Here is a 23708-nt window from a genome sequence, read left to right as displayed (position 1 = left end):
CAACCCAGGCAAAGCCACGCTCACCCTTGAACCCCCCGCCGCTCAATAACCCAGTACAAAAACGCCTATGCGATGGGCCAGTAAATCAATAATGTAATCCACGACATCGCTGTCAACGCCGCGCCGTGCGCGTACTCACATCCACCCAGACCGCCAACACCAGAATGCTGCCCTTGACGATCATCTGCCAGTAGCTATCCACATCGAGCATCGACATGCCGTTGTCCAGGCTGGTGATCACCAGCGCGCCGAGGAGGGCGCCGTAAACGGTGCCGGAACCGCCGCGCATGGAGGTGCCGCCGATAAAGCAGGCGGCGATGGCGTCGAGTTCGCCCATGCTCCCGGCGGACGGTGAGCCGGCGGCGAGGCGTGCGGTGTTGACCACGCCGGCGAGGGCGCACATCACGCCCATGATGCCGAAGATCCACAGCTTGACCGCCTGCACATTGATCCCCGACAGGCGCGTTGCTTCCATGTTGCTGCCGACCGAGTAGACCCGGCGGCCGAACACGGTCTGGCTGGTGACGTAGCTGAACACCCCGAGCAGGATCAGCAACAGCAGCACCGGCACCGGAATGCCGTCGTAGCTGTTGAGGGTCTGGACGAAACCGGCGAGCACCGCGCCGATCACCAGCACGCGAACAACATCACGCACCAGTGAATGCGCCGCCAGGCCATGCAGGGCGCGATTGCGCCGTTGTTTCCAGGTCAGAAAAATCGTCAGCACGAACAGCACAATACCCAGGCCAGTGCCGATCGCGTGGGGCAGATAACCCTGGCCGACGTAGACCAGCTCCGGCGAGACCGGGGCAATGGTGGTGCCGCCGGTAATCCCCAGCAAAATCCCGCGAAACGCCAACATGCCGCCCAGGCCGACGATAAAGGACGGGATGCGCAAGTATGCCGCCATGTAGCCGTTGGCGAGGCCGATCATCAGGCCGCACAGGGCGACCAGACTCAGATTCGCCAGCAGCGGAATGTGATAAACCACGTCGAGTATTGCCGCCAGACCACCGAGCAGGCCTAGCAATGAGCCCACCGACAAATCGATCTCGCCACTGATGATCACCAGCACCATGCCGCAAGCCAGGATTCCGGTGATCGACATCTGCCGCAGCAGGTTGGAAAGGTTACGCGGGGTGAGGAAGCCGCCCTCGGTCTGCCAGCTGAAGAACAGCCAGATCAGCACCACGGCAAATACCAGCGCGAGCATCTTGTAGCGGGTGAACAGTTGTTTGACCTGATTCATTTACGCGGTTTTCCAATCGTTATTGTTATGGCTGCCGGGCTGGCTGAGCGCGGCGGCGAGTACTTGTTCCTGGGTCAGCTCATGGTTGACGAAGTCACCGCGCAACTGGCCCTCGCCGATCACTAATACGCGGTCGGACACGCCGAGCACTTCGGCCAGCTCCGACGAAACCATGATGATCGACACGCCTTCGGCGGCCAGCGCGCCCATCAACTTGTAGATCTCGTACTTGGCGCCGACGTCCACGCCTCGGGTCGGCTCGTCGAGAATCAGCACGCGCGGTTTGGCCAGCAGCATTTTCGCCAGAACGGCTTTCTGCTGGTTACCGCCCGACAGGCTGGTGATCGGCAGGGACGGACTTGCGGTCTTCAGATGCAGACGGGAGATTTCCCGGTCGATGCAACCCAGCTCGGCTTCGGCATCGATGCGGGTCATTTTCGAATAACTCTCGAGCACGGCGAGGGTGATGTTCTGGCCGACGCCGAGGTCGGGAATGATGCCCTGGCGCTTGCGATCTTCAGGGACCAGGCACAGGCCGGCGCGGATCGCCTTGAGCGGCGTGCGCGTGTCGATCGGTTGGCCGTCCAGCCAGACGTCGCCTTCGTGACGCCCGGGGTAAGCGCCGAACAGCGCAGTCACCAATTCGGTCCGGCCGGCCCCGACCAGCCCGGCAATCCCGAGAATTTCGCCACGTTTGAGGCTGAAGGAAATGTCGTCGACCCGTTTGCGCCTGGGGTTGTCGACGTCGTAGCAAGTGACGTGGCGCGCCTCGAAAATCACCTCGCCGATCTCATGCGGCTCGCTGGGGTAAAGATTGCTCATTTCGCGGCCGACCATCTGCGTGATGATCTGTGGAATATCCATGTCTGTCATGGCGGTGGTGGCGATGTGTTTGCCGTCACGGATCACCGAAATGGTGTCGCATACGGCGGCGACCTCATCGAGTTTGTGCGAGATGTAGACGCAGGCAACGCCCTTGGCTTTGAGGTCGCGGATGATGTCGAGCAGCACTTCGATTTCCGAGCGGCTCAGGGCCGAGGAGGGCTCATCGAGAATCAGCAGACGCGCCTGTTTGTTCAGGGCCTTGGCGATTTCCACCAATTGCTGGTAGCCGCCGCCGTACTGCGAAACCGGCAGCGACACGTTCATGTCCGGCACTTTCAATTCACGCATCAAGGCTTCGGCACGGTGGATCATCGCCGGGTAGTTCATGCGCCCGCCGGGCAGCGTCAGCTCATGGCCCATGAAGATGTTTTCGGCCACCGACAGATCGGGCACCAGGGTCAGTTCCTGATGGATGATGACGATGCCGGCGGCTTCGGTTTCGCTGATTGATTGCGCCCTGAGCGGTTGGCCGTCCCAGAGGATTTCGCCGTCCCAGGTGCCATGGGGATAGACCGCCGAGAGGATCTTCATCAGCGTCGACTTGCCGGCACCATTCTCGCCACACAGACCCACGCATTCGCCGGGCCGAACCTTGATGTCGATGCCGTTGAGCGCTTTGACACCGCCGAAGGTCTTGACGATGCCGTTCATTTGCAGCAGATAGTCGGACATAACCAGGGCTCGTATTCCAGGGGCTCAGAAAACACGGAACCTGTCGGAGCGAGCTTGCTCGCGAAGGCGTCAGCACATTCGTTCACGATGCAAGCTGAACCAGCGTCTTCGCGAGCAAGCTCGCTCCCACAAGGTTCCTCATAACCAAAGGATCACTGCCCGGCAATCTGTGCCTTGGTGTAGAAGCCGTCCTGTTCGAGCAAGTCGATGTTGTCCTTGGTCAACGGCGTGGGTGTCAGCAGGATGGTGTCGACCTTTTTGCTGCCGTTGTCGTACTGCGAGGTGTAGGCCGGTTTCTCGTTGCGTGCCAGTTGCACCGAGAGCCTGGCCGCTTCGGACGCGATGAGTTTCAGTGGTTTGTATACGGTCATGGTTTGCGTGCCGGCGATCACGCGTTTGACCGCCGCGAGGTCAGCGTCCTGCCCGGAAATCGGCACTTTGCCGGCCAGTTGCTGGGCGGCCAGCGCCTGAATCGCACCGCCGGCGGTGGCATCGTTGGAGGCGACGATGCCGTCGATTTTGTTGTTGTTACGGGTCAGGGCGTTTTCCACAATGCTCAGCGCTTCGGTCGGGTTCCATTCCTTGACCCATTGCTGGCCGACAATCTTGACATCGCCCTTGTCGATGGCCGGTTGCAGCACCTTCATCTGGCCTTCACGCAGGATCTTGGCGTTGTTGTCGGTCGGCGCACCGCCTAGCAGAAAGTAATTGCCCTTGGGCGCTGCTTTCAGCACTCCGCTGGCCTGCATTTCGCCGACCTTTTCGTTATCGAAGGAAATGTAGGCGTCGACATCGGCGTTGAGAATCAGCCGGTCATAAGACACCACTTTGATCCCGGCTTTCTTCGCTTCGGCCACCGCGTTGGTCAGCACCGTGGCGTTGAATGGCACGATGACAATCACATCGACGCCGCGAGAGATCAGGTTTTCGATTTGCGAAATCTGCTTCTGCTCGTTGGCGTCCGCCGATTGCACGAAGACTTTGGCGTCCATTTTTTCCGCCGCCGCGACGAAGTAATCGCGATCGCGCGACCAGCGTTCCAGGCGCAGGTCATCAATCGAGAAACCGATTTTCGGGTGGGTAGCGTCAGCCATTACCGGCAGGGCCAGCAGCGCCAGGGCACTGGCCAACAGCGTACGTTTCAGGTTCTTCATGGTGGTGCGTCCTTTTATTTTTGTTGGAAAGACACGGCCTGACGATGAATCGGGCTGGTAGAACTGTAGAGAATCTGCCGGCGCAGCAGGCACAGAATTGTCGTGCAATTGTCACAGCGTCGTTGCGTCGGCAGAGGGTCTCGGCAATCAGCGATAGAGGTAACGGTTGACGATATTTTCGAGCATTTCCTGGCGGCCACTGACGGCTTGCGGGTTCAACTCGTTGGTGAACGCGTGCTCGGCCAGCGACTCAAGATTGAAATCGCCTGCCATCACCGCTTGCCCGAACGGCTGACGCCAGCCGGCGTAACGTTGATCCTTGAGGGTTTGCAGTTGATCGTTCTCAACCATCGCGGCGGCGCGTTCCAGCGACAGGGCAAGGACGTCCATGGCGCCAACGTGACCGTGGAACAGGTCGATCTCGTCGAGGCTCTGACGGCGCACCTTGGAGTCGAAGTTGAAACCGCCATTCTTGAAGCCGCCGGCCTTGAGAATTTCATAGGTTGCCAGGGTCATTTCTTCGACGCTGTTGGGGAATTGATCGGTGTCCCAGCCGTTCTGTGGATCGCCACGGTTGGCGTCGATGCTGCCGAAAATCCCCAGCGAGGCGGCGGTGGCGATTTCGTGATGGAAGCTGTGACCGGCCAGGGTCGCGTGGTTGGCCTCGATGTTGACCTTGATTTCCTTCTCCAGGCCGTACTGCTGGAGAAAGCCGAACACCGTGGCGCTGTCGTAATCGTATTGGTGCTTGGTCGGCTCCTGCGGCTTGGGTTCGACCAGCAGGTCGCCGGTGAAACCGATTTTGTGCTTGTGTTCGACGACCATGCGCATGAAGCGCCCGAGTTGTTCGCGCTCGCGTTTCAAATCGGTGTTAAGCAGGGTTTCGTAGCCTTCGCGGCCACCCCACAGTACGTAGTTGGAGCCCTTGAGGCGATGCGTTGCGTTCATGGCACTGAATACTTGTGCGGCAGCGCAGGCGAATACTTCCGGATCCGGATTGCTCGCAGCACCGGCGGCAAAACGCGGATTGCTGAAGCAGTTGGCCGTGCCCCAGAGCAACTTGATGCCGCTCTGTTCCTGATGCTGCTCTAGGCGATCGACCATTTGCGCGAAGTGTTCGCGGTACTCCTTCAGCGAGTTGCCTTCGGGGGCGACGTCCGTGTCGTGAAAGCAGTAGTAATCGATGCCCAGTTTGCTGAAGAACTCGAACGCCGCTTCAGCCTTGCCGATGGCCAGTTGCATCGGCTCGCCGCTGCGTTGCCAGGGGCGTTTGAAGGTGCCGGCGCCGAACACATCGGAGCCCGGCCAGACGAAGGTGTGCCAGTAGCAGGCGGCCATGCGCAGGTGTTCGCGCATGGGTTTGCCGAGGATCAGTTTGTCGGCGTCGTAGTGGCGGAAAGCGAGGGGCGAATCACTGTTCGGGCCTTCGTAGCGAACCGGCTCGATATGGGGGAAATACTGCATGGACGTTGTCCTTGTTGTTCTTGGCGGTGTCTCGATACTAGCAACGGCCCCGCACCTGCTGATTATGAAAAGCCTCAACAGCGAGTGCGATTTTGCGTATTGAGATTCGGCGGCTTCGCGCCTAGTCTGTGTCCATCGTCGCCGCGACAAGGCGGCCCGGAACAGCCTAAAAACAATGAAAAGCTTACCGCCCGTGCACCGCATTGCCCTGTTGTTCAACGGCAGCAAGATCTACGACCGTGGAATCATCAGCGGCATCGGCAACTACCTGAGCAGCACCCGCGCTTCCTGGGACTTGTTTCTGGAGGAGGATTTTCTCTGCCGCTTGAAGGGCATCGAGCGCTGGCAGGGTGACGGCATCATTGCCGACTTCGACGATCCGCTGATCGGCGAGGCGCTGGCCGATATTCATTTACCGGTGGTGGCGGTGGGCGGCTCCTACGAGGATGCGCGCGCCTATCCGAAAGCGATTCCCTACGTCGCCACCGATAACAATGCCTTGATCAGCCTGGCGTATTCGCATCTGGTCGAGGCGGGGCTGCAGCGCTTTGCCTGTTTCAGCCTGCCGCAGGCGCAAGCCAATCGCTGGGCGCAGGAGCGGGAAAAAGCCTTTCGTAAACTGATGCAGCGCGACGGCCTGCACGCTGAGGTCTATCGCGGCATGGGCACCAGCGCACCGCTATGGGACAGCGCCGTCGAACAACTGATCGCCTGGCTGCACAGCCTGCCCAAACCGATCGGTATCATCGCCGTCAGCGACGCCCGCGCTCGGCAGTTGCTGCAAGCCTGCCTGACCGCCGGCATCGCCGTGCCGGAGCAGGTCGCGCTGATCGGCATCGACAACGACCCGCTGACCCGCAGCCTGACGCGTGTGCCGCTGAGCTCGGTGATTCAAGGCACCGAAACCATGGGCCGCACCGCCGCGCAGCTGCTGCACCAGATGCTCCACGGCATGCCGTCCACCGGCACGCAAATCCTGGTTCCGCCGGACGCGGTCAATGTGCAGGTGTCGAGCCTGCATCAGCCGCTGGGCAATCCCTACGTGATGCAAGCGCTGCTGTTCATCCGCCAATATGCCTGCCAGGGCATCAAGACCGCGCAAGTGGCGGCCTATGTCGGCGTGTCGCGCTCATCACTGGAAGCGCATTTTCGCGCCGAGCGCGGTTGCAGCGTGCATGACGAAATCTTGCGTTTCAAACTGGCGGCGGCCACCAGTGGTTTGAAAAACACCGATGCTGCGATTGCCGACATTGCCCAGGCCTGCGGCTTCAAGTCTGCGCAATATCTGCACACGGTGTTCCGTCGCGAGTTCGGCTGCACGCCCCGCGAATATCAGCAGGGCGGGGCGTAGCGCTGCGAAGACTTACGCCAGCGCAGCGGCACTGGCTCTGGAGCGCCAGGCAAACGCCAGCACCATCAGCAGGCCCAGAGCGGCCATCGCCGCCCCGGCCAGAGAAATCGCCGGATAACCCAGCCCGGCATTGATCACCGCGCCACCCAGCGCCGCGCCGATCGCGTTGCCGAAATTGAACGCACCGATGTTTACCGCCGAAGCCAGATTCGGCGCGTCCTTGGCCGCTTCCATCACGCGCATCTGCAGCGGCGGCACCAGAGCGAAGCTGGCGAAACCCCAGATCAGAATGGCGACGGCGGCCGGCAGCGGCCAGCGCATCAGCACAGTGAACGCCAGCAACACTACAATCAATGCGCTCAGCGACACGATCAGGGTGCGGTCGATCGACCGGTCAGCCGCCTTGCCACCCCACATGTTGCCCAAGGTCAAACCGACGCCGAACAGCACCAGCATGGCGGTGATGAACGCGGCGGAGGCGTGGGTTTCGCTGCTGAGAATCGGTGCGATGTAGGTGAACACGGTGAACATCGCACTTGAGCCGACCACGGTCAGGGCCAGCGCGGCCAGCACCGGACCTCGGCCCAATACACGAATTTCCGCCAATGCACCGGCGCCTTGCTCTGCTTTCAGATTGGGCAGGGCGAACCACAACGCGACTATGGTCAGCACGCCGAGGCCGGTAATGCCCCAGAACGCGGTGCGCCAGCCAAACAGCTCACCAAACCAGGCCGCCAGCGGCACACCGCCGATAGTCGCCAACGTCAGGCCCATGAACATTGCCGCCACGGCGCCGGCACGTTTTTGCGGCGCGACCACGCTGGCGGCAACTACGGAGCCGACGCCAAAGAACGCACCGTGATTGAGCGAGGTGATCACCCTGGCGACCATCAGGCTGTAGTAATCGGTGGCCAGCGCCGACATCAGATTACCCAGGGTGAAAATCGCCATCAGCCCGATCAGCAGGTAGCGCCGGGGGATCTTGCCAGTGGTCAGGGTCATCAGCGGCGCGCCGAGCAGCACGCCCAAAGCGTAGGCACTGACCAACAACCCCGCAGCGGGAATGGAAACGCCGAGATCGGCAGCGATGCCGGGCAACATGCCCATCGGCGCGAATTCGGTCACGCCGATGCCGAAGGCGCCTACAGCGAGTGCAACAAGTGGTGGATTGATACGCATGGAAAGTCTCCTCATCTATGCCGCCAATGCTACGATCCATCGTTTTAAGGCGGTAGATAGCGATTTTGGCAATCACCTTTGCGCAAGAGGCACGAATGGACTTCAACGGCAGGTCAGGCGAAATGAGCGTGTTCGTCACCGTGGCGCAGGAGGGCAGCTTATCGGCGGCCGCGCGCGCATTGGGGCTGACACCCTCGGCGGTCAGTCGCATCATCGCCCGCGCCGAACAGCGACTGGGCACGCGTCTTTTGTTGCGCACCACCCGCGCACTGACTTTCACCGCCGAGGGCGAGGCCTTCCTGCGCGGTGCCCGGCGGATTCTGGCCGATATGGACGAAGTGGAAGGGGCCATTACCGATCAAGGCGTACCCAAGGGCCGCTTGCGTGTCAGTGCCGCCCTTGGCCATGGACGGCTGACCATTGTGCCGCTGGTCGCAGCCTTCACCGCCCGCTACCCGAACATCGTCGTCGACCTCAGCCTTGGCGACGAAGTCGTCGACATCCTCGCCGGTCAGGCGGACGTTGCCATCCGCTTCGGCCATCTGCCCGACAGCCCACTCACCGCGCGCCGGCTCGGCCACACCGGCCAGGTCGTGGTGGCATCGCCTGACTATCTGCAACGCCACGGCACGCCTCAGCAACCCGAAGACCTGCTCAAACACAACTGCCTGCGCTTCAACTTCCGCCGTGCCGAAGCCAACTGGCCGTTCATCCGCGACGGCAAGGAATTTTCCCTGAAGGTCAGCGGCAACATTGAATGCAGCAGCGGCGAAGCACTGGCCCAGTTCGCCCGACTCGGCGCCGGCATTGCGCGCATTGGCGAGTTCACCGTCAGGGAGGATTTGCAGCGCGGCACGCTGATCCCGCTGCTGCAAACGTTTAACCCGGGCGATGAGGAACCGATTCATGCGGTGTTCGTCGGCGGCGCAGCGATGCCGGTGCGGGTGCGGTTGTTTGTGGATTTTTTGCTGGAGCAGCATCGGATATAGGCGTGCTGCGCGGCATTTGCTTTCACTCGTTCGCAAGATTTTCCCGCGCCCACTGCTCGGCCGTCGTGACCTGTATCGTCTGCTGCTCATTGAACGTACCCGCTTTCGGCCACGCCACACCTCGACCTTGGGCAAACACCGCGCGGTACTTTTTGATGTGATGCGTAGGGTCTTTTTCCAGTTCCTGCATCAGGTGCGGCACTGTCCAGACGTTACGCTTGAAGGGCCGCCCGAGCACGCGTTCGAGAAGGCTCGCAACCTGTCCATAGGTCAGCGTGTCGCCAGACAGATACACGATCTCGTTGCGCAAGCGCGGCTCGAAAAAAACGATTTCTGCGGTCAGCTTACCGATGTCGCCCGGGGTCGTGAGCGTCACGCTGGTGTCCAGGCTGCCCAGGGCGTTGACAGCGCCATTCTCAAAATCAACGACTTCAAACACTGGCTCAAACAGGAAACTGGTGAACATGCCGGTCGAGATGATCACCCATTCGGTTTTGTCCTGCGCGCGCAGCAGTTCGCGCACGTCGAGCTGAGCATCGAACAGATCCTGCGGACTGCCCCGGCCGATCACCTCGAAATCTACGCCAAACTGCCAGGGAAAGTAGCGCTTGATGCCGGACTTGAGCGCGGCGGTCGCCAGCTTCATCGGCGTCTCGCGACCGGCGACCATGCCGGCGCAGCCGATGACGGTATCGAACGGTGCGAAGACTTCGGCCAGTTGTTCGATCGAATCGTTGACCAGATCTGCCGCCACCATGTGCACGCCGAGCCTGCGCAGTTCATCGATTTCGGCTTTCTTTTCCGGCACCTGACTGTCGATCGTCGAGGCCCTGAGCAGGACGCTGATCGTGCTGCCGGGCGAGCGCTTTGCCACGCGCGCAAGGTTGCGCAACACCGGCAGGCCGAGCTCACCTGCGCCCAGGACGAGAATGGATTGCGGGGAAGGGGTGGTCGATTCGGTCATGATGTCTCCTGGGATCTGCATGTAAGATCGGCAAATGCTGGCACGATCGGGCGGCATTCAGAAGAAGGCACACGCGTGATACCAGGTGAAGAAATGACTGATCAGCAAGCGCTCAGTGAGGCAGAAGCGATCTGCCAGACGCTCAGACGAGACGATGATGGCGTGCGTCGCGAAGTTCTCGCTCACGCCGGCAGCCGTTGGTCTCTGGGCATCCTCCATGCTCTGGGTGTGTACGGCACGATGCGCCATGCCGAGATCAAACGGCAGATGACCGGCGTGACTCAGCGCATGTTGACCAAAACCCTTCGTGCGCTGGAACGCGACGGCCTGCTGACCCGGCGAGAGCTCGACCAGGTGCCGCCGCACGTCGAGTACGAACTCACGCCATTGGGTATGGGACTGCTGGTGCGGATGTCGCCGATCTGGACCTGGGTGGTGGAAAACGTCGAGGGGTTCCGTGAAGCACGACGTACATTCGATAGCCAGACCGGCAGGAAACCTTCCTGGCAAATTCCTGTGCAGGCGCGGGACGCTGCTGAAGCGTCAGACTGATGGTTCGCGCTTTAACTCGTCGGCACGGCGAACACGGCACTGGCGCGCGCGACCGTTCGCTCACCGACATGCAGACTGACGCCAGCAAACGCCAGTTGACGTCCTTTTCTGGAGTACTCAAGACGCACTTCGAGCCATTCGTTGATGTGCACCGCGCCGAGATAATCCAGGGTCATGCTCGCCGTGATCAACGGCTGCGGCGGATCGCTGGAGAAGGCCATGGCGTAGCCCATGCCGACATCGGCCAAAGTCGCCAATACACCGCCATGCAAAGTACCGCGACCATTGGCGTGGCGGGAGTCGGTCAGCAAGCCCAGTTCCAATTGCAGCCCCTGACCCCTTGCGTAGATCGGGCCGAGCAGATCCAGCAACGGGCTGCTGCGGGTGAATGGAGTGAAGCCTTCGGCAATGGCCGTGATGTTCATGTTCCCATCCTGCTACGGGGGACTGACCTGTGCGATTGAGCGAGGAATCGCAAGACGGGGCAAGCACTATGCGTATGTGGAATTTACTGCGATAAGTGCGCGAGACATGACACTGACAGGCAAGGAGCCACGGGTGAATATTCAAATTCAAATCGCAAAAGATGCGGATGCGCCGGCTATCAGTAAAACGATCATCAAGACGCTCCGTGAGAGTAATGCTGGCGACTATCCAGCCGAAATCCTTGATCGAGTGATGGAAAGTTTTTCGCCCTCGAAGATCCTTCGCTTGTTGGCTGAACGTCAGGTGCTGGTCGCTGCGCTCGACAGTCAAATCGTCGCAACGGCGAGTCTCGATCGAGACGTTGTTCGAAGTGTATTTGTCGACCCGAACTTTCAGGGAATGGGTATTGGCAGGCAATTGATGGAGCGCATTCAGTCCCTGGCCGTGGACGCTGGTTTCGAACTGCTGCGCGTTCCTTCCTCAATCACCGCAGAAGGCTTTTATGCTTCGCTTGGCTTCAAGAAGATCAGAGATGAACTTCATCAGACGGAGCGCACGATCATCATGGCGAAAACGTTGAAACGTTAGACCGTCAATGCGACGACACAAACGGCGAAGCAGTCGTCGGTGCCGGCAGCGCATAGGCCTGTTTCATCCACGCCACTTCCGCGAGCGGCGTGCGGCCGAAGAGGCGTTTGAAGTCGCGGCTGAATTGCGAGGCGCTTTCGTAGCCGACCGGAAAGGCAGTTTTTGCCGCAGTCAGGTCGTTACGCAGCATCAGCAGTCGCGCCTGGTGCAATCGCGTCGACTTCAAATACTGCATCGGCGAGGAATCGGTGACCTTGCGAAAGTGCAGATGAAAATTCGGCATGCTCATCTGCGCTTCCTCGGCCAGGGAGGCGATCCCCGGCATGGTGATATGACGCTGTTGGACTATGCCGGATCGGATCGAAGTATTGCCTGATCCTATCAACAAGGTTCTGAATCCAGTTGTTTAGCGCTGGCGCCCAGAAAGCGGGAAAGTCCTGCAGGTCTCAAACCCGCAGGACTTTCGCCTCTTGGCAACACGCGCTTAGGCTGCGCGACGACCCGGTGTGCGGTCCGATCCATCAGCGGCCAGAGCCTCACCCAATGGGGTGCGGTCTGAGCCGTCGGCAGCGATGGCCTGGCCTTGCGGGGTCTTGTCATAACCGTCTTCAGCCACCGCCTGGCCCTGGGGCGTACGCTGCGAACCATCGGCGGCAAAGGTCTGCTGTGGTTCGCTGACCCGGGTGAAGAAACGCTCTTCCTGATTGCTCGGTAGGGCGAATGCGCTGGCGCTGAGGGCGAAGGCCGCGACGGCGATCAGTCGGTTTACAGTTTTCATGGCGGTGACTCCGGTCAAATGGGATTGAGGTCCGGGTCGTTCAGATCAGTCTCTGGTTAACCCGTTGCAGTGGTGTGTTCTGCATGGGTTCAGATTAGGGGGCAGGACGCCGGTGGCGTTAGGCGGATACTGTTGGCGATTTGCCTGATTCTGCCTGATTGAAAACAGCCATCGATTTCAAATCGTAGATGTGCTGACTGCAGAACTTGCAGGGTAACGTCAGATTCAGCCTTCTACCCACCCCGCATGTAACTGCACAAACCGCACCTGCAGCCATTCGATAAACATCTGTACCTGCGCCGGCAAATGCGTGCGGCTCGGGTACAGCAGCGATACTGGCCGAGGCGCGGGGCGCAGCGGTTGCAGGATCTCTACCAATGCTCCGCTGGCCAGATGCTCGGCCACCGCGATACCCGGTGCCTGAATAATGCCGAAGCCCGACACGCCACACTGCACATAGGCGTTCGACTCGGTGACGGTAATGCCTTTGCGGCTGACGCAGGTTTTCTGCTTGCCCTCAACTGAAAACTGCCAGGGCAAGGTGCGGTTGTTCTGGCCAGACAAAAAGTTAACGCCTTGATGGTTCGCCAGCTCTGCAAGCGTTTCGGGTGTGCCGTGCTCGCGCAGATACTCGGGCGCGGCGCAGGTGACCATGGTCGCCTGCGCGATGGGGCGGGCGATCAGGGTTGAATCAGGCAACTCGCCGATGCGCAGCGCACAATCAATGCCTTCGCCGACCAGATCAACCGTGCGATCGGTGACGCCCAGCACCATGTCGATGCCGGGGTAGGCGTCGGTGAATTCGCGCAGGCTTTTGATGAATTCCAGCTGCGCGAACGCGGTGGGGATATCGATACGCAGTCGGCCGGACAGCGTGGCTCCGGTGCGATCGAACATCGTGGTGGCGGCGGTGATCTCGGCCAGGATTTCCTGTACCCGCTGATAGAAAAGTTCACCCTCGGCGGTGAGTGCGACTTTCCTCGTAGTGCGCTGGAACAGGCGCACGCCGAGTGAGGTTTCCAGCTCCTGAATATAGCGAGTGACCTGCGGCCGGCCGATATCCAGTGACTGCGCCGCTTTGGTGAAACTGCCCAGCTCCGCCAGTCGGGCGAACAGGCGCATCGATTGCAGTAATTCCATGACTTTCCCGGTGAGCTTCAGTGTCTGGCTTTGTTGCCTCAGAGTAGAACAATCCTGTCTGTTTCCAAGCATTTATTGCGTTGGCATAAAAGCCAATCATGGGCCCAAGGCAAACCTGCTCAGGGTTTGTGGCCAATAACGCGTTTGGAGACTCATCATGAAAGCGTGGTTACTGAAAGATTTCGGGCTCGACAATCTGCAACCGGGCGAGACGCAAACGCCGCAGCCCAAGGCTGGCGAACTGCTCGTCAAGGTCGGCGCGGTCTCGCTGAATTTTCGCGACAAGGCCATCGTTGACGGCATCTATGAGCCGCACCTGGTGCCGAAACCGCTGATCCCGGTAAGCGATGCCGCTGGTACCGTGGTTGCCATCGGCGACGGCGTTACCCGCTTCAAGATTGGCGACCGGGTCAATTCGCATCTGTATTCGCGCTGGCTGGACGGCGAGCCGGGACCGAATGAGCCGGATTATTGCTTCGGCTCGCCGCTGCCCGGAGGCCTCGCCGAATACATGATCATCCACGAGGACAGTGCCGTCGGCGCGCCGGCCAACATGAGCGATGAAGAGGCGGCGACGCTGCCGATCGCCGCGCTCACCGCGTGGTACGCACTGGTCGATTTCGGTGCCATCCAACCGGGCCAGACCGTGTTGGTGCAGGGCACCGGCGGCGTATCGATTTTCGCCGTACAGATCGCCACGGCGCTGGGCGCCAAAGTCATCGCAACCTCAAGCAGCGATGACAACCTGCATGCGGTAAAACGTCTGGGTGCTGTCGCCGGTATCAACTACCGCACCACGCCGAACTGGGCGGACGAGGTGCTGAAACTCACTGACGGCAAGGGTGTGGATCTGCTGCTCGATGTGGCGGGAGGCAATGGCATCAATCAGTCGGTAGCAGCGACCAAGGCCTCGGGGCGGATTGCGCAGATCGGCTTTCTCACAGGGCAGACAGTCGAGCTGAACCTGATGCCGCTGATCTTCCGCCAGACCACGATTCGCGGCATCGCGGTAGCACCGCGTTCATCGTTCGACCGGATGAACGTGTTCCTCGCCGAGCACGACATTCGCCCGGTGATCGACCATGTGTATCCGTTTGAACAAGCGCGCGAGGCCTATGAGCATCTGGCGAAAGGGGCGTTTGGCAAGGTTGTGATCAAGGTGGGCTGAAGCAAGTGAGGCGCCAGGGAAGGCGCCTTTTTTCTCGTTTCAGGTTTGCGGTTCGCCGGGCTCAACCATCGCGCGCCATTGCTGCACACTCGGGCGTTGCTGCATGCGCGCGTGCCATTCGCGCAGTGCTGTGCAGTCTTCGGGGACTTCCAGCTCAACCAGCGCCGAGAAGATCATTGCGCCCAACACGGCAATATCGGCCATGGAAAAACTGGTGCCGGCCACGAGCGGCTGATGACGAGGGGACATTGCATTGTTTGATGAATTGATCGGCAGCTACGAAAGCGCTGGGCTGATGTCGGCGGATTTCGCCAAGTAGCTTGCCAGTCGTGCCGAGATCCACTGCCGGCTGTAAGCCAGCACATGGTCAGCAGTGGCTGTGGGGAAGTGAATGAACCCATGCGGACACTCCGGCAGCCTATACATTTCCACCGGCGCCGTGTGTTGCCAGCGCTCGGCGATGAGCAGCGTGTCATCGCGCAGCGGATCGAGCTCACCGGCAAACAGCAGCGCTGGTGGCAGCCCACTGAAGTCGCCATACAGCGGCGACAGCGGGGGCTGACGTCGTTGTTCATCGCTGATATCGGGGGTAAGCAGGCGTAACGCTTCGACCATTCCCGGGCCGTCAAGCACCAGAGTATCGGCCGGCGCGGTGCGCACACTGGGCGTGCCGGTCAGGTCATAGACGCCGTAGTAGAGCAGCGCACCGCAGATCCGTTGCAGCAGCTGCGGCGAAGATTTGAGGGCGAGCAGGGTGGCCGCTGCCAAATGCCCGCCAGCCGATTCACCGACGACAACTACGGGCAAACCCGCAAACTCACCACCGTTCAAAATGCCGCGAGTGGCGCGCAGGCAGTCTTCCAGCAAGCCCTCGATCGGCGTCGACACGGCCAGCCGATAATCAACCGACACCACCGCCACGTCGCAGGTGTTGACGATGGCAATGTTGAAGTTGTCGTCCATCTGCGCATTGCCGATCACCCAGCCGCCACCATGGAAATCCAGCACCACGCCTTTGGCTTTGCCCTTGGGGCGGATAATCCGCACCGGCACCGTGTCGATGGTCTTGCACTCAGCCGCCAGCCCATGCTGGCGCAGCCTGCGGCCACCACCCACCTGACCCGCGCGCAGCAACGCCTGGATCAGCCGTGGCGTGAGCCGGTTGCGGATCTTGAACCGCGGCAGCCAGGCGAGCTTTTTGTTGAACGCACGAATCTGCGCCAGCTCGCGCTCGCCTTGTGGCCATGGAAAATCGCTCACAGGCGATTCTTCATCAGGATCGAGCAATTCAGCGCCGCCGCGACGCTCAGCCATGCCAGGTACGGGAATAGAATCAGCCCGGTGACCACGTCAAGTTGCAGGGCGAGTACCACCATCACCGCAACCACCACCCACAGCACCGCCAGAATCACCAGCGCCGCCAGCACCTGATGTGCACCGAAGAACACCGGCGTCCACAGCGTGTTCAGGGCGATTTGCGCGGCCCACAAGGCCAGCACCGTTTGGCTGCCGGGGATCAGGCTCAGGCGATAACCGGCCCAGGCCAGCAGCAAGTAGATGATCGTCCACGCTACGGGAAAGGCCCAGTTGGGCGGGGTGAAAGAGGGTTTAGTCAGCGATTCGTACCACGGGCCGGGTTTGAACATCACGCCGGTGGTTGCCGCCGCCGCGCAGGCCAGAAGGAAAATGAAAAAGGTCATTGCCAGTCCTTAGCTGTGATCAGCTGTTATGGAGAGTTAAGAAGAGGACGCTTCGCTGCGCAAAAAGTTTGTTTGAACATGCAATTTGGCAGCGAGGTTGAACTAAAAGCTGACTGCTGCGTCAGGATAAACACTGCCATTTACCCACCGACGCGGACGACATCATGTACACCCATCACATCGAATATCGATTCAACGGCGAGCCTCGTACTTATCTGCTCGAACTCAAGGAAGCGCAACTGGCCGAGCACGATGCAGCGATGCATCTACTGGAACTGCATCTGGGCGATGCGGAGAACAGCCTGGTCATGCCCACGGCAGACTCGACGCCAGAGCAGGTTGTTGAGCAGGCTGAGCGCGTCGGTTTGACGGATATTCGGGTGATCAGCCGGACTGCTTGACCTTCACGGCCCTTCGCATTCCAGGCCGCTGTCCCCGCCACTGCAATAGCGATCCCGCCCTCGTTGCTTCGCTGCATAGAGCATCTTGTCAGCCGACTCGATCAGGGTGGCGGGGGTGACGTGCTCGTCTGCAGGCTTGGCCACTGCAATGCCTGCACTGGCAGTGACGTGACCCAGCGGATGCGCCTTGTGCTCGAGCGCCAGGGATCGAACGGTTTGAAGTATGTCCTGAGCCACAAGCGCCGCCCCTCGAATATCGGTGTTGGGCAGCAACACGGAAAACTCCTCGCCGCCATAGCGCACGGCCAGATCACCCGGTCGCTTGACCGCTCGCGCAATCGCTTGGCCGACAGCGGCCAGGCAGTCGTCACCTGCCGCATGCCCGTAGGTGTCGTTGTAGAGTTTAAAGTGATCAACGTCGAGCATGATCAATGAAATCGACGAACCCTGGCGTCTGGCCAGGCGAATCTCGTCGGCCAGCGCAGTGTCCAGACGGCGGCGGTTGGCCAGTCCGGTCAGGCTGTCGGTCAGCGCCATGTCCTTCATCGCCTGGTGCGCCTTGCGCAGATCCTTTTCCATCACCATCCGTTGGCGCAGTTGCCTCAGAACAATCAATCCGAAAACCGTGAACGCGGTGATCACCGACAACAGCACGAATCCGGTTTTGATCAAGTCCCAACGCCATGGCGCAATGATCGATTCGCGAGAAAGTCCGGTTTCCACCACCAGTGGGTACGTGGTCAAGGCTCGGTAGCCATACAGACGCGGGGTGCCATCGACGATGGCCCGGACCTCGGCAATACCTTGGTTGGATAAGGGCAGGTAGCGCTTGAACACTTCACTGTCGGCGAGACTCTGACCGATCACCGAGGCGATGAAGGGCCGACGTACGAGGATGGTGCCATTGCGCAACGCCAGTACCAGTGCACCCTTGTCATCAATCTTGAAATCGCCGTAATAGTCGACGAAGTAACTGACCTTGATCGTTCCCAGCAGCACGCCGGCGAACGAGCCGTCCGGGTTATTCAAGCGGCGGGAAATCGGGATGATCAGGTCATCCGTGGATTTGCTTTTGACGACATCACCGATGCGCACGCTTCGATCGGTGTGGGTGCGGTGGTACTGGAAATAATCGCGGTCGGCGTTGTTGGCCGGGTCCGGGATAATTTCCTTATCGGTGACAATCCACTGCCCGTCCGGGCCGTAGATGAACAGGCCGTGCAACTGCGGCATCAGTTTGGCTTGCTGGACCAGCAGCTTGTGAATGCGAGGCACGTTGATGTTTTGTAAGCCATCGCCTTCCACGCGCTCGCCCAGCGCGGCGGTCAACACGTCTACCTGGCGAATGGCGTCCTCGGCATGCTGCGCCGTTGCCCGAGCGAGGTTGGTGACCGAATTGCGGGCAGACGAAAACGCAGAATGGTAGTCACGCCACGTCCGCCATCCTTCGACACCCAGAAACGCCAGAATGACCGTCAGCATGAAGATCACGGTCAGGCGGAAAGCGGCTATCTCGCTGGAAGCTTTGATGGGAGCGGGTTGTGCGGCGTCATGCCCTTTCGTGTCGGGCAGTTTGCAACCGAGCATTTGAAGATCCTTATGCTTGTCATCTCGCATCTCTGAAAGATGACCTTCCTTCTCCCCTTGGAATTCAATCTATTGCCCTGGCCAAGCGGCGGCCGTTGGATCGTTCCAAGCCTTGTCGGGTCTATATCTCCAATGGAAGCGCTCTTTGAGGTGAGACTTGTGAGTGGAATCATCACGGCCCGTGACTTGAACATCGATCTGCAAAACCCCAGCGAAACCGGCCTGTTCAAATGGTTGCTTGCCAGTTTTCTGATGGGCAAGAGGATTCAAGGTGCGATCGCAGCGAAGGCGTATCAAGTCATAGTAGAGCAGCATCACAAAGACACGCCGCAAAAGCTTGCGCAGTGTACTCACCGTCAACTGGTGTCAATGCTGGGGCAGGCGCGTTACGTGCGTTACGACGAGAGCACGGCGTCGCGATTACTCGCGTTGGCAGACAAGCTCAACAGCGAATACGCCGGTAAGGTCGGTCACATCGTGGCGGCAAGCGCGGATCGTAAGGCGCTGGAGAAGCGCCTGTCCGAGTTCGAGGGGATAGGGCCGAAGACCGTCGAGATCTTCATGAGGGAAGCGGCTGCTGTGCTGTTCTGAATGTGCGAATTCTCTACGCCCGACGCCGCGACGCCAGGATCACGGCGCAATGAGTTTCCCCGCCAGTTCGCTCATCATGATCAGCGTTCCGCCGGCGAATATCGCGCAGCCCAGCACAAACTGGAGTCCAGGGGCGACGATCGGCATGAAGGGTGACTTCCGGTTTTCAAGCGTTTTCATGTAGTCCTCCCGTTAACGATGAAATCCTTCAGCCACGTCGAGTGATCGGGTGCGCGCCGCCAATGCGCGCCTGGCAACCACTGGCATCGTGGGCGAGGCGTCGTCGATTGTTGCTGGCTCGTCGGAAGGCGGAACTTCGGTCTCGTCGGCGAAGTTATTCGGCAGCAGCGTACCCAAGCCGAATACATTCACCGCCATGCTGACTTTCATTCCTCGACAGGCCTGTTTGCAGTCGAGCTCAAAACCAGCGTACGCGTGCTCCATCAAGCGTTGAAAATGTTCAGAGGTCAGTGCCGTGACTTTGCTGCTTTTCATGTTGTTCACCTTGAGCAAGTGGCGACCCCGGTCCGGGGCCGCCGGGCCGGGTTCAGACATCTTTGCCCTGTACGTAACCTGAGCCCAGATCAGCACCGGTCACCGGTTCGCTGAGTGGGTCGGAGGCCGTGCGGATCTTCATCGCCTCAAGCACTTGTTCATCTTCAGCTGGAAGGTTGACGGTCGCCAGACCATCACCGCCGTCGACTGCCGGCTGTGGATTTTCCACGTATTCCCACGCACCGCCTTCATTCCAGGGACCACGAACGTTGGGTTCGCCGGACATGTTGAAGTACTTGTGGGTGAACTCAGGCATCCCGGGCAGTTTGCCCTGCGGGAAGTTGGGCTGGATCGAATGCAGGGCCTTTTCGAAGGACTGTTGATGCGCAATTTCCCGCGTCATCAAGAAGCCAAGTGCCTCTTTCACACCCGGATCATCAGTGATGTTGATCAGGCGCTCGTAGAGGATCTTCGCCCGCGCTTCGGCGGCGATGTTGGAACGGAAGTCGGCGGTCGGCTCGGTGATCGAGTCAACGTAGGCCGCTGTCCACGGCACCCCGGCCGAATTGACCAGCGGTGCGCCTGCACCGTAAAGCAGGCTGGTGATATGCGAGTCATTACCGGCGCCGTTCAGCGCGCGGTACAACTCGCCTTCCTCTTGCACGCCTTCGGCCATCTGGCCCTTCGCACCCTTGTTGAGCATCACGATGATCGAGCCGACCACCTCCAGATGGCTCAACTCCTCGGTGGCAATGTCCAGCAGAAGGTCTTTACGGCCCGGATCTTCCTCGGCCAGGGCTTGCGTGAAATAGCGGGCCGCTGCCGCCAGCTCGCCATTGGCACCCCCGAATTGTTCCAAAAGCAGATTGGCCAGACCCGGATTGGGCTCGGCCACGCGAACGGTGTACTGAAGTCGCTTGTTATGTATGAACATTCAAATTTTCCTCAGACCAGGCTATCGCGCCTTGACCCTTTTGGGCGTTGGCGCATGCATAGTTTGTGAGGAGGGCGCGCGGCAGAAATTTCGTTTTTTGCACAGTGGCTGGACGGGCGGCAGAGCGCGGAAAGTTCCGCTAACAGGACGGTTGGCTCAACCCTGCCGGGAGCAACCCCGCGCTCACAGGATCTCTAACGTCGAAGATTATGGACAGATCACGCACCTCACGGCCCATTCGCGCGGCCATTTTATTGCCATCCGAAACTGTCATATTTCCTCCCGCTCGCCTGCGCATAGTGACCAGCCCAACGCTGATTTCATGAGGCTGCACTGTGTTCCAACGTCTTCTGTGTTCGCTGTCCGTTCTGAGCCTGTCCATTGCCGCTGCGCACGCGGGCGAGCCAGTAACCCTCGATACGCCGCGATTGTCCGGCATCGACAATTTTCGCGACCTTGCCGGCACCACTATCGCGTACTCCACAACCCACGACGGCACGATGCGCAGCGGCGTGTTCTACCGCTCCAATGCGCTGACTCCTTCGGCGGCGGATCTGGCCACGCTCAATGGCCTCGGCATCAAAGCCATTTACGACTTGCGCACTCCCAGCGAAATCGCCGCTACGCCTGACACGATGATCACGGGAGCGGCTTATCGCAACATCGACATCATCGGTAGCACCACCTCAGGTGCGAACATCACCGACATTTCTTTCCATAGCGCCGCCGAAGCCGTGGCGATGATGGAGCAAACCAACCGTGCTTTCGTCAGCGATGCCGGCATGCGCGGGCAGTTCGGCCAGTTGTTCAATGAACTGGCGAGTGTCGACGCCGCGCAGTTGTTCCACTGCACCGCCGGCAAGGACCGCACCGGCTGGACCGCCGCCGTGTTGCAGAGCATTGCGGGGGTCGATGACGCGACGATCATGGCCAATTATCTGGCGACCAACGACTACACCGCCGCCCGTGTCGCTGCGACGTTGAAAGCCTTGCCGCCGAGCATGGCCGCCGTTTACGAGCCGCTGCTCGGCGTGCAGGCCAGTTACTTGCAGGCCGGCCTCGACCAGGTCGCCGCCGAGTACGGCAGCATGGACAACTACCTCAAGCAGGGCCTCGGTCTGTCGCAGGAAACTATCTATGTGCTGCGCGGCAAACTGGTCGAATACAACAACTTGCCGGGGCAGGCCGGGCTGATCGGCAATGCCGCTGCGGGTGCCGAGTTGCTGCGCCAGTTGCAGAGCAGCGAGCTGTCCGGCACCTACAGCGCTTACAACTATTACCTGCAATCGGCGATCGATGCCGGCACCTTGGGCGGCGTCGAATCCCAGGTCGGCGGTCAGGTTCACGCCGATGCGGCCAGCTACCTGCTGCGCCAGAGCGCGATGATCGAACAGGCCGCCGCAGCATTCGCCAGCGGCAGCGATTTGAAGGTCGGCCAACACCGTCTCTGGAGCACAGCACTCGCCAGCTACCTGGGCACCGACGGCTCGGCCCACGCCGACAGCAGCAACGAACACAGCCAGGGCTTGATGCTCGGCATCACCCAGCGCTTCAGCCAACAACTCAGCGCGCGCGGCGGTTTCGGTTACAGCAAGGGCAGCGTGGGCGGGGCGGGGGGCGAGGCCGATACAGACTTCACCTTCATCAACCTCGGCGCGCGTTATGGTTTTACCAGCCTGGAGCGCGGCGTGTTTGTCGACGCCAACGCCAGCGCCGGTTATGTCGACTACGACAGCAAACGCGAGCTAGGCGGCGGCCTCGGCACAGCCAGAGGCGATACTCACGGCAACCTCACTGGCGCGACACTGGCGTTGGGTTATCGCGCGCCGCTCAGTGGCATGACACTTGAACCGAGCCTGGGCTTTCGCATCAGTCATCTCGACTTGCAGGGCTTCCAGGAGAAGGGCAGTGAACTGGCCCTCGACGTCAACGGCATCAAGCAGACTCGTCGCAGCGCGGTGGCCAATCTCGATGTCGCGTTCACACCGATGACAATCGGTGCGTGGCAGCTGGTGCCGGGGCTGCGCGTAGGTTACGAGCGTGCGCTGGGCGATCAGCAAGTCGACAGTGAAAGCCACCTGCTGGGGCTGGATATCGAGCAGCGCGCGGCGTTCGATAATCGCGATCAGTTCAGCGGCGGCGTTAATCTGATGGCCAGCCTCGGTGCCCTGAGTGTGGGCGCCGAGGTCGGGGCCAACGGTGGCGGTGACAGCCATGGATTTAATGGCGGTCTCAAGGCCAGTTACGCGTTTTGAACGACACGAGCCCGGCAGATTACCGGGCTCCTCAGCTCAGGCATGCTGCGCACGCGACGGTTGCTGTGTGCGTGCCGGCTGCGCGGTGGGTTCGGGCAGCGAGGCAACGTGCACCGTGCGCGCCGGGAAGGCGAATGTCGCGTCCAGTTCGCTTACCGCCTCCATGATTGCCAGATTGATGCGTTGCTGCACATCCATGTAGACGTTGTAACTGGCGTCCAGAACGATGTACACCGTCTCGAATTCCAGCGCGCTTTCACCAAAACTGCGGAAATGGCAGCGGTCGAAGCGCGCCTGTTTTTCGTTCTTGATGATGCTTTCTACACGTTGAGTGATCTGGCGAATCTGTTCGGTCGAGCACTCGTAAGTCAGACGAAATTCGAACACCACCCGTCGTTCCTGCAAGCGCTTGTAGTTCTGAATGGTGCTGCCGATCATGTCGGCGTTGGCCATGACAATCTGCTCACCGCCCAGACTGCGGATGCGCGTGGTCTTCAGGCCGACGTGTTCGACCGTACCGGCCAGCGTGCCGACCACGATGAAATCACCCACCTCAAACGGCTTGTCGACGGCAATCGACAGCGAGGCGAACACGTCGCCAAGAATGTTCTGCACCGCCAGTGCCACAGCGATACCGCCGACACCAAGGCTGGCGACAAACGCCGTGATGTTGACGCCCAGGTTCGACAGCATCGCCAACAGAATCACTGCCCACAGCAACACTTTGACGCCCCACAGGCTCAGGGTCGCCAAAGCGCTCGCCTGAAAAGTACCGGTCGCGTTATGCCGCGAAAAATAGCGGTGCAGCCCCAGCGCCAGCGCGCGGTTGGTCCATAGGCCGACCTGTAGCGCCGCAACCACGAACCACAAACTGCTGACCCGTCCGAGCCAGCGCTGCGGCAAATCCAGCAACCCGATGCCGACCAGAATCGACGCCAACAGCAGCAACGTGGTGCTGGTCGCCGCCAGCACTTCGCTGGCCATATACGTCAGATGCCCGTTGCCAGCGCTGGCCCGCGCCTGCACCTTGCGGAAAACAAAACGGATCGCGGTGGTGGTCAGCAGATAACTGAGCGTCGCGGCGAGAAACGCCAGCACCCAGTTCGCCAGTGAAATTCCTAAAATCGTGTGCGCTGTGAAAAATCCGATGAAATCCTCGGTCATTGAAACCCCCTTTTTCGCCACG

General features: G+C 60.3%; 24 protein-coding genes and 2 pseudogenes. 8 read left to right on the top strand and 18 right to left on the bottom strand.

Annotation, left to right across the window (positions count from 1 at the left end; genetic code table 11):
* Positions 1-112: 112 nt before the first annotated feature.
* From ACIGDJ_RS02875 to xylA, 4 genes are all read right to left on the bottom strand, one after another.
* The gene (locus ACIGDJ_RS02875) at positions 113-1249 is read right to left on the bottom strand and encodes a sugar ABC transporter permease (protein ID WP_101162477.1); all 1137 of its coding nucleotides are present in this window, start codon (positions 1247-1249) and stop codon (positions 113-115) included.
* Complete coding sequence (gene xylG / locus ACIGDJ_RS02870; protein WP_101162475.1) at positions 1250-2806, bottom strand: D-xylose ABC transporter ATP-binding protein; 1557 nt, start codon at positions 2804-2806, stop codon at positions 1250-1252.
* A 152-nt stretch (positions 2807-2958) separates the two neighbouring features.
* Positions 2959-3960, bottom strand: coding sequence for a D-xylose ABC transporter substrate-binding protein (gene xylF, locus ACIGDJ_RS02865; protein ID WP_101162473.1), 1002 nt, complete (start codon positions 3958-3960; stop codon positions 2959-2961).
* 147 nt (positions 3961-4107) lie between these two features.
* The gene (gene xylA / locus ACIGDJ_RS02860) at positions 4108-5424 is read right to left on the bottom strand and encodes a xylose isomerase (RefSeq protein ID WP_397478282.1); all 1317 of its coding nucleotides are present in this window, start codon (positions 5422-5424) and stop codon (positions 4108-4110) included.
* A gap of 175 nt (positions 5425-5599) precedes the next feature.
* On the opposite strand from xylA, the gene ACIGDJ_RS02855 reads away from it, so the two are divergent.
* Positions 5600-6775, top strand: coding sequence for a XylR family transcriptional regulator (locus ACIGDJ_RS02855; protein WP_397478281.1), 1176 nt, complete (start codon positions 5600-5602; stop codon positions 6773-6775).
* A 12-nt stretch (positions 6776-6787) separates the two neighbouring features.
* Here ACIGDJ_RS02855 and ACIGDJ_RS02850 read toward each other — a convergent pair whose 3' ends face one another.
* Positions 6788-7954, bottom strand: coding sequence for an MFS transporter (locus ACIGDJ_RS02850; RefSeq protein ID WP_397478280.1), 1167 nt, complete (start codon positions 7952-7954; stop codon positions 6788-6790).
* Between the two features lie 95 nt (positions 7955-8049).
* Between ACIGDJ_RS02850 and ACIGDJ_RS02845 the strand changes: the two genes are divergently transcribed.
* Complete coding sequence (locus ACIGDJ_RS02845) at positions 8050-8943, top strand: LysR family transcriptional regulator (RefSeq protein ID WP_397478279.1); 894 nt, start codon at positions 8050-8052, stop codon at positions 8941-8943.
* A 22-nt stretch (positions 8944-8965) separates the two neighbouring features.
* Here ACIGDJ_RS02845 and ACIGDJ_RS02840 read toward each other — a convergent pair whose 3' ends face one another.
* On the bottom strand, positions 8966-9907 hold the full coding sequence (locus tag ACIGDJ_RS02840) for an aromatic alcohol reductase (protein ID WP_312998637.1): 942 nt from the start codon (positions 9905-9907) through the stop codon (positions 8966-8968).
* A 93-nt stretch (positions 9908-10000) separates the two neighbouring features.
* On the opposite strand from ACIGDJ_RS02840, the gene ACIGDJ_RS02835 reads away from it, so the two are divergent.
* Entirely contained in the window at positions 10001-10459 is a 459-nt protein-coding gene (locus tag ACIGDJ_RS02835) for a winged helix-turn-helix transcriptional regulator (RefSeq protein WP_397478278.1), read from the top strand.
* Positions 10460-10470: 11 nt separating this feature from the next.
* On the opposite strand, the gene ACIGDJ_RS02830 is transcribed toward ACIGDJ_RS02835, so the two are convergent.
* Positions 10471-10884, bottom strand: a complete 414-nt coding sequence (locus ACIGDJ_RS02830) for a PaaI family thioesterase (RefSeq protein WP_101162459.1) — start codon at positions 10882-10884, stop codon at positions 10471-10473.
* A 133-nt stretch (positions 10885-11017) separates the two neighbouring features.
* On the opposite strand from ACIGDJ_RS02830, the gene ACIGDJ_RS02825 reads away from it, so the two are divergent.
* Positions 11018-11473 (top strand): GNAT family N-acetyltransferase, encoded by a 456-nt coding sequence (locus tag ACIGDJ_RS02825; protein WP_101162700.1) that lies wholly within the window; start codon positions 11018-11020, stop codon positions 11471-11473.
* A gap of 4 nt (positions 11474-11477) precedes the next feature.
* Here the strand turns inward: ACIGDJ_RS02825 and ACIGDJ_RS02820 are convergent.
* From ACIGDJ_RS02820 to ACIGDJ_RS02810, 3 genes and pseudogenes are all read right to left on the bottom strand, one after another.
* A pseudogene (locus tag ACIGDJ_RS02820) lies at positions 11478-11789 on the bottom strand (helix-turn-helix transcriptional regulator); the annotation flags it as partial.
* Between the two features lie 168 nt (positions 11790-11957).
* Positions 11958-12251 (bottom strand): hypothetical protein, encoded by a 294-nt coding sequence (locus ACIGDJ_RS02815; RefSeq protein WP_101162457.1) that lies wholly within the window; start codon positions 12249-12251, stop codon positions 11958-11960.
* Positions 12252-12476: 225 nt separating this feature from the next.
* Positions 12477-13391, bottom strand: a complete 915-nt coding sequence (locus ACIGDJ_RS02810) for a LysR family transcriptional regulator (RefSeq protein ID WP_101162455.1) — start codon at positions 13389-13391, stop codon at positions 12477-12479.
* A 157-nt stretch (positions 13392-13548) separates the two neighbouring features.
* Between ACIGDJ_RS02810 and ACIGDJ_RS02805 the strand changes: the two genes are divergently transcribed.
* Positions 13549-14559: an NAD(P)-dependent alcohol dehydrogenase gene (locus ACIGDJ_RS02805; protein ID WP_101162453.1), complete on the top strand. Its 1011-nt coding sequence runs from the start codon at positions 13549-13551 to the stop codon at positions 14557-14559.
* Between the two features lie 39 nt (positions 14560-14598).
* On the opposite strand, the pseudogene ACIGDJ_RS02800 reads toward ACIGDJ_RS02805, so the two are convergent.
* The 3 genes and pseudogenes from ACIGDJ_RS02800 to ACIGDJ_RS02790 form a co-directional block, all read right to left on the bottom strand.
* Positions 14599-14799 (bottom strand): annotated as a pseudogene (locus ACIGDJ_RS02800) (glutathione S-transferase family protein); the annotation flags it as partial.
* A gap of 36 nt (positions 14800-14835) precedes the next feature.
* Positions 14836-15873, bottom strand: coding sequence for an alpha/beta hydrolase (locus ACIGDJ_RS02795; protein ID WP_397478277.1), 1038 nt, complete (start codon positions 15871-15873; stop codon positions 14836-14838).
* Positions 15816-16259: a TspO/MBR family protein gene (locus ACIGDJ_RS02790; RefSeq protein WP_312998651.1), complete on the bottom strand. Its 444-nt coding sequence runs from the start codon at positions 16257-16259 to the stop codon at positions 15816-15818. Before ACIGDJ_RS02790 ends, ACIGDJ_RS02795 begins: the two co-directional genes overlap by 58 nt.
* Positions 16260-16423: 164 nt before the next feature.
* Between ACIGDJ_RS02790 and ACIGDJ_RS02785 the strand changes: the two genes are divergently transcribed.
* Entirely contained in the window at positions 16424-16660 is a 237-nt protein-coding gene (locus ACIGDJ_RS02785; protein ID WP_101162447.1) for a hypothetical protein, read from the top strand.
* A 3-nt stretch (positions 16661-16663) separates the two neighbouring features.
* Here the strand turns inward: ACIGDJ_RS02785 and ACIGDJ_RS02780 are convergent, their stop codons facing one another.
* On the bottom strand, positions 16664-18247 hold the full coding sequence (locus tag ACIGDJ_RS02780; RefSeq protein WP_101162445.1) for a sensor domain-containing diguanylate cyclase: 1584 nt from the start codon (positions 18245-18247) through the stop codon (positions 16664-16666).
* 132 nt (positions 18248-18379) lie between these two features.
* Here ACIGDJ_RS02780 and ACIGDJ_RS02775 point away from each other — a divergent pair, with 132 nt between their 5' ends.
* Positions 18380-18838, top strand: coding sequence for a DNA methylase (locus tag ACIGDJ_RS02775; protein ID WP_397478276.1), 459 nt, complete (start codon positions 18380-18382; stop codon positions 18836-18838).
* A gap of 39 nt (positions 18839-18877) precedes the next feature.
* Here the strand turns inward: ACIGDJ_RS02775 and ACIGDJ_RS02770 are convergent, their stop codons facing one another.
* The 3 genes from ACIGDJ_RS02770 to ACIGDJ_RS02760 are packed head-to-tail and all read right to left on the bottom strand — an operon-like array spanning position 18878 to position 20267.
* Positions 18878-19018, bottom strand: coding sequence for a hypothetical protein (locus ACIGDJ_RS02770; RefSeq protein ID WP_397478275.1), 141 nt, complete (start codon positions 19016-19018; stop codon positions 18878-18880).
* Positions 19019-19030: 12 nt separating this feature from the next.
* Complete coding sequence (locus ACIGDJ_RS02765; RefSeq protein WP_101162443.1) at positions 19031-19333, bottom strand: hypothetical protein; 303 nt, start codon at positions 19331-19333, stop codon at positions 19031-19033.
* A 52-nt stretch (positions 19334-19385) separates the two neighbouring features.
* Positions 19386-20267, bottom strand: a complete 882-nt coding sequence (locus ACIGDJ_RS02760) for a manganese catalase family protein (RefSeq protein ID WP_101162441.1) — start codon at positions 20265-20267, stop codon at positions 19386-19388.
* A 335-nt stretch (positions 20268-20602) separates the two neighbouring features.
* Here ACIGDJ_RS02760 and ACIGDJ_RS02755 point away from each other — a divergent pair, with 335 nt between their 5' ends.
* The gene (locus tag ACIGDJ_RS02755) at positions 20603-22522 is read left to right on the top strand and encodes a tyrosine-protein phosphatase (RefSeq protein WP_397478274.1); all 1920 of its coding nucleotides are present in this window, start codon (positions 20603-20605) and stop codon (positions 22520-22522) included.
* Positions 22523-22558: 36 nt separating this feature from the next.
* Here the strand turns inward: ACIGDJ_RS02755 and ACIGDJ_RS02750 are convergent, their stop codons facing one another.
* Entirely contained in the window at positions 22559-23686 is a 1128-nt protein-coding gene (locus ACIGDJ_RS02750) for a mechanosensitive ion channel family protein (RefSeq protein ID WP_101162438.1), read from the bottom strand.
* Between the last annotated feature and the right edge of the window lie 22 nt (positions 23687-23708).

Source organism: Pseudomonas sp. NPDC079367 (assembly GCF_044542195.1).
In the GTDB taxonomy this organism is placed as follows: Bacteria; Pseudomonadota; Gammaproteobacteria; order Pseudomonadales; family Pseudomonadaceae; genus Aquipseudomonas.
This window is presented reverse-complemented; position numbering and strand designations above follow the sequence as displayed.

Excerpts from the sequence above, each read along its gene's own strand:
- ACIGDJ_RS02875 (WP_101162477.1), bottom strand. The coding sequence starts at position 1,249 with ATGAATCAGGTCAAACAACTGTTCACCCGCTACAAGATGCTCGCGCTG.
- xylG (WP_101162475.1), bottom strand. The coding sequence starts at position 2,806 with ATGTCCGACTATCTGCTGCAAATGAACGGCATCGTCAAGACCTTCGGC.
- xylF (WP_101162473.1), bottom strand. The coding sequence starts at position 3,960 with ATGAAGAACCTGAAACGTACGCTGTTGGCCAGTGCCCTGGCGCTGCTG.
- xylA (WP_397478282.1), bottom strand. The coding sequence starts at position 5,424 with ATGCAGTATTTCCCCCATATCGAGCCGGTTCGCTACGAAGGCCCGAAC.
- ACIGDJ_RS02855 (WP_397478281.1), top strand. The coding sequence starts at position 5,600 with ATGAAAAGCTTACCGCCCGTGCACCGCATTGCCCTGTTGTTCAACGGC.
- ACIGDJ_RS02850 (WP_397478280.1), bottom strand. The coding sequence starts at position 7,954 with ATGCGTATCAATCCACCACTTGTTGCACTCGCTGTAGGCGCCTTCGGC.
- ACIGDJ_RS02845 (WP_397478279.1), top strand. The coding sequence starts at position 8,050 with ATGGACTTCAACGGCAGGTCAGGCGAAATGAGCGTGTTCGTCACCGTG.
- ACIGDJ_RS02840 (WP_312998637.1), bottom strand. The coding sequence starts at position 9,907 with ATGACCGAATCGACCACCCCTTCCCCGCAATCCATTCTCGTCCTGGGC.
- ACIGDJ_RS02835 (WP_397478278.1), top strand. The coding sequence starts at position 10,001 with ATGACTGATCAGCAAGCGCTCAGTGAGGCAGAAGCGATCTGCCAGACG.
- ACIGDJ_RS02830 (WP_101162459.1), bottom strand. The coding sequence starts at position 10,884 with ATGAACATCACGGCCATTGCCGAAGGCTTCACTCCATTCACCCGCAGC.
- ACIGDJ_RS02815 (WP_101162457.1), bottom strand. The coding sequence starts at position 12,251 with ATGAAAACTGTAAACCGACTGATCGCCGTCGCGGCCTTCGCCCTCAGC.
- ACIGDJ_RS02810 (WP_101162455.1), bottom strand. The coding sequence starts at position 13,391 with ATGGAATTACTGCAATCGATGCGCCTGTTCGCCCGACTGGCGGAGCTG.
- ACIGDJ_RS02805 (WP_101162453.1), top strand. The coding sequence starts at position 13,549 with ATGAAAGCGTGGTTACTGAAAGATTTCGGGCTCGACAATCTGCAACCG.
- ACIGDJ_RS02795 (WP_397478277.1), bottom strand. The coding sequence starts at position 15,873 with ATGGCTGAGCGTCGCGGCGGCGCTGAATTGCTCGATCCTGATGAAGAA.
- ACIGDJ_RS02790 (WP_312998651.1), bottom strand. The coding sequence starts at position 16,259 with ATGACCTTTTTCATTTTCCTTCTGGCCTGCGCGGCGGCGGCAACCACC.
- ACIGDJ_RS02785 (WP_101162447.1), top strand. The coding sequence starts at position 16,424 with ATGTACACCCATCACATCGAATATCGATTCAACGGCGAGCCTCGTACT.
- ACIGDJ_RS02780 (WP_101162445.1), bottom strand. The coding sequence starts at position 18,247 with ATGCTCGGTTGCAAACTGCCCGACACGAAAGGGCATGACGCCGCACAA.
- ACIGDJ_RS02775 (WP_397478276.1), top strand. The coding sequence starts at position 18,380 with ATGGAAGCGCTCTTTGAGGTGAGACTTGTGAGTGGAATCATCACGGCC.
- ACIGDJ_RS02770 (WP_397478275.1), bottom strand. The coding sequence starts at position 19,018 with ATGAAAACGCTTGAAAACCGGAAGTCACCCTTCATGCCGATCGTCGCC.
- ACIGDJ_RS02765 (WP_101162443.1), bottom strand. The coding sequence starts at position 19,333 with ATGAAAAGCAGCAAAGTCACGGCACTGACCTCTGAACATTTTCAACGC.
- ACIGDJ_RS02760 (WP_101162441.1), bottom strand. The coding sequence starts at position 20,267 with ATGTTCATACATAACAAGCGACTTCAGTACACCGTTCGCGTGGCCGAG.
- ACIGDJ_RS02750 (WP_101162438.1), bottom strand. The coding sequence starts at position 23,686 with ATGACCGAGGATTTCATCGGATTTTTCACAGCGCACACGATTTTAGGA.